Source organism: Streptomyces poriticola, from assembly GCF_036689765.1.
Classification (GTDB): domain Bacteria; phylum Actinomycetota; class Actinomycetes; order Streptomycetales; family Streptomycetaceae; genus Streptomyces; species Streptomyces poriticola.
Map to the genome: position 1 here is coordinate 59,019 of NZ_JBAGKH010000033.1, position 8,161 is coordinate 67,179.

Below are 8,161 nucleotides of genomic sequence, written 5' to 3' on the forward strand. Positions count from 1 at the left end.
CGGATGCTGGCTGACTATCGGTCCCCGAAGACGGTGCGGTGCCAGTCCTTGGCAGCCACCGCCGTGTTGTCGAACATGACGTGCTTGATCTGGGTGTACTCCTCGAAGGAGTACGCGGACATGTCCTTGCCGAAGCCGGAAGCCCGGTAGCCGCCGTGCGGCATCTCGCTGATGATCGGGATGTGGTCGTTGACCCACACGCAGCCCGCCTTGATCTCGCGGGTGGCGCGGTTCGCCCGGTACACGTCCCGGCTCCAGGCGGAGGCGGCGAGCCCGTAGGGGGTGTCGTTGGCCAGCCGGATGCCCTCGTCGTCGGAGTCGAAGGGCAGCACGACCAGCACCGGCCCGAAGATCTCGGACTGGACGACCTCGCTGTCCTGCGCCGCGCCGGCGATCAGGGTGGGCCGGTAGTAGGCGCCGTCCCTCAGCTCGCCCCGCGGCGCCTCGCCTCCGGTCACCACGCGCGCGTAGGAGCGCGCCCGGTCGACGAAGGCGGCGACACGGTCCCGATGGGCGTGGCTGACCAGCGGGCCGAGGTCGGTGCCGGGGGCGTACGGGTCGCCGACGCGCACGGTCTCCATCAGGGCGGCCGTCCGCTCGACGAACTCCTCGTACAGGGGCCGCTGCACATACGCGCGCGTGGCGGCGGTGCAGTCCTGGCCGGTGTTGATCAGGGCGCCGGCGACGGCACCGTGCGCGGCGGCCTCCAGGTCGGCGTCGTCGAAGACCACGAAGGGGGCCTTGCCGCCCAGCTCCAGGTGGATGCGCTTGACGGTGGCGGTGGCGACCTCGGCGACGCGCTTGCCCACGGCGGTGGAACCGGTGAACGACGTCATGGCCACGTCGGGGTGGGCGACCAGGTGCTCGCCGGCCTCTCGGCCGGTGCCGGTGACGATGTTGATCACGCCGTCGGGGATGCCCGCGTCGGTGGCGGCCCGGGCGAACATCAGGGAGGTCAGCGGGGTCAGCTCGGCGGGCTTGAGCACGATGGTGTTGCCCGCGGCGATCGCCGGGAGGATCTTCCAGGCGGCCATCTGGAGGGGGTAGTTCCAGGGCGCGATGGAGCCGACGACGCCGATCGGCTCGCGGCGGACGTACGAGGTGTGGTCGCCGGAGTACTCGCCGGCCGACTGGCCCTGGAGGTGACGGGCGGCGCCCGCGAAGAAGGCGGCGTTGTCGACCGAGCCCGGCACGTCGAACTCTCGGGTCAGCTTCAGCGGCTTGCCGCACTGCAGGGACTCGGCGCGGGCCAGGTCCTCGGCGCGGTCGGCGAGGACGGCGGCGAACCGGTGCAGGGCGTCGGAGCGCTCTGCGGGGGTGGCACCGGCCCAGCCCGGGAAGGCGTCCCGGGCGGCGGCGACGGCGGCGTCGACGTCGTCGGGGCCGGCCAGCCCGTAGCTGAGGACCTCCTCGCCGGTGGCGGGGTCGACGACGGCGTGGGTACGTCCGGAGGTGCCCCGGGTGAGGCGTCCCGCGATGTACTGGGCGCCGTCCGCGAAGCGGTCCTGGGCCGGGAATCGGTCCGGGGTGGCGTTGCCCGGGTTGTGCATGTCGGCTCTCCTCGGTGACCCCGGTGGCGGGGGCCGGCGTGGCTCGGACTCGATGTGAGTGCCGATCCTGACAGAGCACACCACCTCCAACAAGTGATTCCGTTGTTGCCTTTTGGTTACGCGACGGAATCTGTCGACCAGGTGTCGAGTCGCCACGGAAAAGGGCGGACGGAGTGTCAGTGGCGCGTGCCAGACTCGCGTGCATGGAGGGGACCGTGCGGACGACGGAGGGGATCACGGCGTTGGCGGAGGGGACCACGGCGAGGTCGGAGGGACCGATCGACAGCCGGGAAGCACTGCTCGGGCAGGTGCGCGCGGGGGCCCGGGTCAGGTACCTGCACTTCTGGGGGCACCGGCCGCGGCCGGACGGCCGGCTCGGGCCGAGCTGCCTGAGCCAGTGGTGGCCGTCGCCGTTCACGGTCGACGGCGTGGACTACGCGACCGCGGAGCACTGGATGATGGCCGCCAAGGCACGGCTGTTCCAGGACGCGGAGGCGGAGCGCCGGATCCTTGCCGCCCGGCATCCGGCCCAGGCCAAGAAGGCGGGGCGGCTGGTGCGCGGCTTCGACGAGGAGAGCTGGGCGCGGGAGCGGTTCGGGATCGTCGTCGAGGGGAGCGTGCGCAAGTTCTCCGCCGACCCCGGGCTGCGGGGGTTTCTGCTGGGCACCGGCGAGAGAGTGCTGGTCGAGGCCAGCCCGGTGGACCGGGTGTGGGGCATCGGCCTCGCCGCGGACGACGAGGCGGCGGCGGACCCGGAGCGGTGGCGGGGGCCCAATCTGCTGGGGTTCGCGCTGATGGCGGCGCGGGATCGGCTCCAGGGCGGCTGAGGCGCGGAGGAAGGTCAGCGTTCCCCGGCCACGGCCACGGCCGCCGGGCGGTCGGCGCCGTAGTAGGGGTCGTCGTAGTCGGACTCGCTGTTGATCGCGGCGGTGATCCCGATGGCGATCAGGATGGCCACCGCTGCCCCGAGGACGATGCCGATGACACCCATGATCAGCCCGGCCTGTGCCTGGCCGTGGTTGTTGGCCTCGCCGCGCTCCGCCCTGCGGCGACCCTTGATCCCGAAGACCACGGCGAGGATGCCGAGCACGATGGAGACCACGCCGTAGAAGCAGAACAGGCAGCAGGCGAGGATGCCCAGCACCATCGACGCGACGCCCATGCCGTTCAGCGGCTGCATGGGCCCGGCGGGCCAGCCGTAGCCCTGCGGGTAGCCGTACCCGCTGTGGACACCCGGGCCGCCGGGCGCCACCGGCGGGGGCGGCACCGCGGCCCCCGGACCGTGCCCCGGCGCGGCGAACGGATCCATGCCGCCGAGGGGAGCGTGTCCGCCGGTCGGGACGGGGCCACCGGGCGGGGTGGCATCGGGGAAGCCTGGCGGGGTGTGGCCGGAGGGCGGCGGCGGGGTCAGGCCCGGAGGGCCGAAACCGGCGGCCGGCATCGAGGTGACGGTCGCCTGGTCGTGCACGGACGGCGGCTGCTGCCCGGGCGGTCCCCCGGCGGCGGGCGATCCGCCCGGTCCCGGTACCGGCGACTGCCCGGCCGGGGCGTCGCCGCTCTTGTCGAGCGACGGCCCGCCCTCCGGCGGCGCCCACGGATCGTAGCCGCCGGCGGCGTCCCCGTTCGGCTGCCTGGCGTCCGTCATGTCGCGTCCCCCTGGGTCGATCGTGCCCGCCATGCTACGGCCCCCGCCCGCCCGGGGTGAGACCGGCCTACGATGATCCCCGAGCCACCGATCAGCCGATCACCCGCGTCCCCGCCGCCCACGCGGCCCGGACGCCGCTTCCGGGGAGGAACCTTGACCGAGCACCTCGTCGACCCGCGCGTCCCGCGCGATCTGCGCGCCTTCATCGCCGGACTGCCCAAGGCCGAGCTGCACGTCCACCACGTCGGCTCCGCCTCCCCCCGGATCGTCGCCGAACTGGCCGCCCGCCACCCCGGCTCCAGGGTGCCCACCGACCCGGAGGCGCTGGCCGACTACTTCACGTTCACCGACTTCGCCCACTTCATCGAGGTGTACCTGTCCGTCGTCGAGCTGATCCGCACCCCCGAGGACGTGCGGCTGCTGACGTACGAGGTGGCCCGGGACCTGGCCCGCCAGCAGGTGCGCTACGCGGAGCTGACCATCACCCCGTTCTCCTCCACCCGGCGCGGCATCGACGAGCGGGCCTTCATGGACGCGATCGAGGACGCCCGCAAGGCCGCCGAGGCCGAGCTCGGCACGGTACTGCGCTGGTGCTTCGACATCCCCGGAGAGGCCGGCCTGGAGGCCGCCGAGGAGACGGTGCGGCTGGCCACGGACGACCGGGTGCGCCCCGAGGGCCTGGTCTCCTTCGGCCTCGGCGGACCGGAGGTCGGCGTCCCGCGGCCGCAGTTCAAGCCCTACTTCGACCGGGCGATCGCCGCCGGGCTGCGCTCGGTGCCGCACGCCGGCGAGACCACCGGGCCGCAGACCGTGTGGGACGCCCTGACCGAGCTGGGCGCCGAGCGCATCGGCCACGGCACCAGCGCCGCACAGGACCCGAAGCTGCTGGCGCACCTGGCCGAGCACCGCATCCCGCTGGAGGTGTGCCCCACCTCCAACATCGCCACCCGCGCGGTCCGCACCCTGGACGAGCACCCCATGAAGGAGTTCGCGCGGGCCGGCGTCCTGGTCACCGTCAACTCCGACGACCCGCCGATGTTCGGCACCGACCTCGACAACGAGTACGCGGTCGCCGCCCGGTTGCTGGAGCTCGACGAGCGGGGCCTCGCCGAGCTGGCGCGGACCGCGGTCGAGGCCTCCTTCCTGGACCCGGCGGGCAAGGCACGGATCGCCGGCGAGATCGACACCTACACCGCCGACTGGCTCACCGCCGGATGAGCACCCGGCGTCCGGTCACGGCCGTGGCCCACCGCGGCGATCCGTACCGTTTCCGGGAGAACACGCTGGACTCGCTGCGGTCCGCACTGCGCCGAGGCGCGGACGCGGTCGAGATCGACGTACGGCTCACCCGGGACGGGGTGCCGGTCCTGCTGCACGACGCGTCGCTGAAGCGGCTGTGGGAGCAGGACCGCCCGCTGCAGGCGCTGTCGGCGGCGGAACTGCGCGGGCTGACGGCGGGCCGGGTGCCGACACTGGCCGAGGCTCTGGCGGCGACCGAGGGCAGCCGGGTGATGCTCGATCTGCCCGGCACACCCGACGCGCGGGCGGTCCGCCGGATCGTGGCCGAGGTCCGCGCGTGCGGTGCGGCCCACCGCGTGTACTACTGCGCGGACGCCGTGGCGATGCTCCTGGTGCGCGCGGCCGACCCGGTTGCCGAGATCGCGCTGACCTGGACGACGGCGGCGCCGCCCAGGCCCGCACTGCTGGACGCGGTCCGCCCGCGCTGGCTCAACTACCGCTTCGGTCTGGTGGACCGGGCGCTGGCCGACCGCGTCCACCGCGGCGGGTATCTGCTGTCCGTCTGGACGCCCGACACCCGCCGCTCCATGCGCCGCCTGCTCGCCGCGGGCGTCGACTCGGTCACGACCAACCGCGTCGACGTGCTGTGCGCGGTGCGCGGCGGCTGACCGTCAGCCCGTGGAACCGATCACCGGATAGTGGTCGGAGAGGTTGGTGTACGTGTACGACGTCCCCCAGCTCGTGACCGTCCAGGGGGCGCTCTCCTCCTTGATCACGTCGTTCTTCCAGACGGCCGGACGGACGTGCCCCGCCCGGTGCAGGACGTGATCGAGGTCCTCGCGCGGGTCCTCCGGGTAGCGGTCGCGCGCGATGGAGTTGTCCCGGGTGTCGAAGGAGTACGGGTGCCCGGTGCGCACCCCGGTGTCCACCAGGTCGGCGTCCGCGAGCATCGAGCCGTACTCGGCGCTGTGCGAGTCGACGTTGAGGTCGCCGGCGACCAGCACCTGCTCGTCGGCGGGGATGTTCTTGCCGTCCAGGAACGCGTCGATGGTCCGGAACTGGCGACTGCGCATCTCGGCCGCCTCACCCGCGCCGCAGCCCGGGTCGGTGGACTGGGCGTGGGTGCCGACCACGTGCACCCGGTGGCCGTCCACGTCCAGCACCACGTACGCGAAGCCCTTGTTGGACCACCAGTCCGCACCGCAGGCGTCCTTGTAGACCCACTGCTCCTGGCGCAGGATCGGCCACTTGCTGACGACGGTGACCCCGCCGTCCTCCGGGGTGAGCGCGGAGTACGACCCGCCGGTGGCGTCCCAGCCGCTCTTGGTGCGTCCGACGACCGGCGTCTGGTACGGGTAGCGATCGGCGACGGCGCTCTTGAGCGCGTCCGAGGAGGAGTTGTCGAACAGCTCCTGGAACACCACGACGTCGTTGCCGTCCATGAACGGCGCCTTCGCCGTCTCTGCGGCCCGGTGGTCCTGGCCCCAGTTCGGGTACAGCGTCTTGCTGAAGAGGAAGGCGTTGTACGACAGCACCCGGACCGGCGGTGCCTGCTCGGCGGCCGATGCGGTGGGCGCCGCCACCGCGGGCGAGGCGGCGGCGAGCGAGAGCGCGAGCACGGCGGCGCCGCGGGTGCGGCACAGAGCCATGGGCGTCACGGGATCTCCCTGTGGGGTGAGGGGGTGGGGTGGGTGGCGCTGGGGGGTTGCGCGGCACATCAAACCACCGCCGATTACTGCCAGGTAACACCCGTGCAGTGACCGGATGGCGATCTGTCGTACGGGGCGCCCGCAGCCGGAACGGCCCGGACCCGCCCGTCTCCCTCGGGGCGGCGCCCCTCTGCTGCCGGACCGCGTCGCCACGGCCGCGCCGTACCCCGTCCCCGGGCGACGGCCCGGTCGGCCCGTGCGGCGTCCGGCACCGGTCGACTGCCCTCGCCGGCCAGGTTGTTCCGGCAGGCGCAGCGCACGGCCACGGCGCGGTCGGCGGCACCCGTCCCGGCGAAGATGCGGTTGATGGGCGCCCTCACCGTGGCCCGGCTCACCACCAGCCGGTCGCAGAATTCCGCGTTCTCAGGCCCGCTCGACGAGGGTGAGCGCCTCGGCCTCACGCGGGGCCGGAGGTCCGGCAGGCTGCCGCCGCAAGGCTGTGCGGAGCCTGCCGGGAGCGGGGCGGAGCCTGCCGCGCGCGGGGCACGGGACATCGGCGCCCGGGGGTTGGCTCCTGGTCGGTTTCCCACGTCGACCCAGGGGTTGACGCGCACCCGGGTGCGCGGTCGGTGGGGGCCGCGCACCCGGGGGCGCGGTCCCCACCGGGTGCCGCTACGCAGCCGGCGGCGGACCCGGACACCGCTTCGCGGACCCGGAGTCCCGGTACTCACGCACCGGCCGGCCGAGCGGCCGCTACAGCCCCGCGATCGCGTTCCAGCGCTTGGCGAACTCCCGTCGCTCGGCCGGTTCGATGTCCCGGGCGGTGGACAGCCGCGCCCGCATCGTGTCGTCGGGGAAGATCAGGGGGTCCTCGGCCAGGGCGGCGGTCTCCGCGTCGTTCGAGGAGGCCAGCACGTCCCGGGCGGCCGGGACCGGGCAGACGTAGTTGACCCAGGCTGCCAGCTCGGCGGCGACCTCGGGTTGGTAGTAGTGGTCGATCAGGCGCTCGGCGCTGGTCCTGTGGCGGGCGCGGTTGGGGATCATCAGCGACTCCGCCCACAGCTCGGCGCCCTCCTCCGGGACGACGAACTCGATGTCAGGGTCGTCGGCCTGGAGCTGGATCACATCGCCGGAGTAGGCCTGGCAGGCGAGCACGTCCCCGCTGGAGAGGTCCTTGATGTAGTCGTTGCCGGTGAAGCGGCGGATCTGGCCCCGGGAGACCTGCTGCTCGACCTGGTCGCAGATCCGGTGGAAGTCGTCGGGGGTCCAGGCGGTGATGTCGACGCCGTTGCCCAGCATCAGCAGCCCGAACGCCTCGTCCATGCCGGACAGCAGCGTGACCCGGCCCTTGAGGTCGCTCGCCCACAGGTCGGAGACGTGCCGCAGCTCCCGGCCGACGCGACGGCGGTTGTACGCGATGCCGGTGATGCCGGACTGCCACGGCACCGTGAACCTCCGCCCCGGGTCGAAGGCGGGGGACCGCAGCAGCGGGTCGAGGTAGCGCGTGACACGGAGCTGGCGCGAGCGGTCCATCTCCTGCACCCAGCCGAGCCGTACGAACCGGCCGCACATCCAGTCGCTGATGACGATCAGGTCCCGGCCGGTGGGCTGGTGGTTCATCAGGGCCGGGCTGATCTTGCCGAAGAACTCGTCGTTGTCGTTGATCTCCTCGACGTAGTCGACGGAGATACCGGTGCGCCGCTCGAACGCCTCCAGCGTCGGCCGCCGGCTCGGCCGCTCGTCGTCGGTGTCGATGTACAGCGGCCAGTTCGCCCAGGTCAGCCGGTGCTCGGTGGCGGAGAGGTCGGCGGCGGCGCGCTCGCCCGCCGGTACGTACGCGGCGGGCACCCCGCAGCCTGCCAGGCCGCCGAGCGCCGCGCCCGCGCCGAGGGTGCGCAGCAGGGAGCGGCGGGAGAGTGCAGCACTGGTCAGCGGGGACCTCTCGGGTGTCAGCGGCATGGGGGGCAGCATGCCGCCGGTGTGCCGCGGCGGACAATTGACGTGGCGTCGAGCACACGGGGCGGGACGCGACAGTGTGTCGATGCTTCCCGTGGAAACGCGCGGCCCCCGACCGGGGC

7 protein-coding genes are annotated in these 8,161 nt (G+C 73.3%); 3 read left to right on the top strand and 4 right to left on the bottom strand.

The genetic code is table 11. From position 1 onward, the window contains the following. Positions 1-14: 14 nt before the first annotated feature. Entirely contained in the window at positions 15-1,550 is a 1,536-nt protein-coding gene (locus V5O46_RS27640; protein WP_332887433.1) for a gamma-aminobutyraldehyde dehydrogenase, read from the bottom strand. 173 nt (positions 1,551-1,723) lie between these two features. Here V5O46_RS27640 and V5O46_RS27645 point away from each other — a divergent pair, with 173 nt between their 5' ends. Continuing rightward, positions 1,724-2,377, top strand: a complete 654-nt coding sequence (locus V5O46_RS27645; RefSeq protein ID WP_408649069.1) for an NADAR family protein — start codon at positions 1,724-1,726, stop codon at positions 2,375-2,377. Positions 2,378-2,391: 14 nt separating this feature from the next. On the opposite strand, the gene V5O46_RS27650 is transcribed toward V5O46_RS27645, so the two are convergent. Next, the gene (locus tag V5O46_RS27650; RefSeq protein ID WP_332887435.1) at positions 2,392-3,195 is read right to left on the bottom strand and encodes a DUF4190 domain-containing protein; all 804 of its coding nucleotides are present in this window, start codon (positions 3,193-3,195) and stop codon (positions 2,392-2,394) included. 153 nt (positions 3,196-3,348) lie between these two features. Between V5O46_RS27650 and V5O46_RS27655 the strand changes: the two genes are divergently transcribed. Both V5O46_RS27655 and V5O46_RS27660 read left to right on the top strand, forming a co-directional pair. Further along, positions 3,349-4,413 (top strand): adenosine deaminase, encoded by a 1,065-nt coding sequence (locus V5O46_RS27655; protein WP_332887436.1) that lies wholly within the window; start codon positions 3,349-3,351, stop codon positions 4,411-4,413. Further along, a complete protein-coding gene (locus V5O46_RS27660; RefSeq protein WP_332887437.1) occupies positions 4,410-5,102 on the top strand; it encodes a glycerophosphodiester phosphodiesterase in 693 nt (230 codons plus the stop codon). Before V5O46_RS27655 ends, V5O46_RS27660 begins: the two co-directional genes overlap by 4 nt. A 3-nt stretch (positions 5,103-5,105) precedes the next feature. Here V5O46_RS27660 and sph read toward each other — a convergent pair whose 3' ends face one another. Both sph and V5O46_RS27670 read right to left on the bottom strand, forming a co-directional pair. Beyond that, positions 5,106-6,083: a sphingomyelin phosphodiesterase gene (gene sph, locus V5O46_RS27665; RefSeq protein WP_332887440.1), complete on the bottom strand. Its 978-nt coding sequence runs from the start codon at positions 6,081-6,083 to the stop codon at positions 5,106-5,108. Between the two features lie 753 nt (positions 6,084-6,836). Beyond that, a complete protein-coding gene (locus tag V5O46_RS27670; protein WP_332887438.1) occupies positions 6,837-8,042 on the bottom strand; it encodes a polyamine ABC transporter substrate-binding protein in 1,206 nt (401 codons plus the stop codon). Positions 8,043-8,161: the final 119 nt, after the last annotated feature.

Bases quoted from the DNA above. Each gene is read 5' to 3' on its own strand.
- V5O46_RS27660 (WP_332887437.1), top strand. From the start codon at position 4,410: ATGAGCACCCGGCGTCCGGTCACGGCCGTGGCCCACCGCGGCGATCCG.
- V5O46_RS27650 (WP_332887435.1), bottom strand. From the start codon at position 3,195: ATGACGGACGCCAGGCAGCCGAACGGGGACGCCGCCGGCGGCTACGAT.
- sph (WP_332887440.1), bottom strand. From the start codon at position 6,083: ATGGCTCTGTGCCGCACCCGCGGCGCCGCCGTGCTCGCGCTCTCGCTC.
- V5O46_RS27640 (WP_332887433.1), bottom strand. From the start codon at position 1,550: ATGCACAACCCGGGCAACGCCACCCCGGACCGATTCCCGGCCCAGGAC.
- V5O46_RS27670 (WP_332887438.1), bottom strand. From the start codon at position 8,042: ATGCCGCTGACACCCGAGAGGTCCCCGCTGACCAGTGCTGCACTCTCC.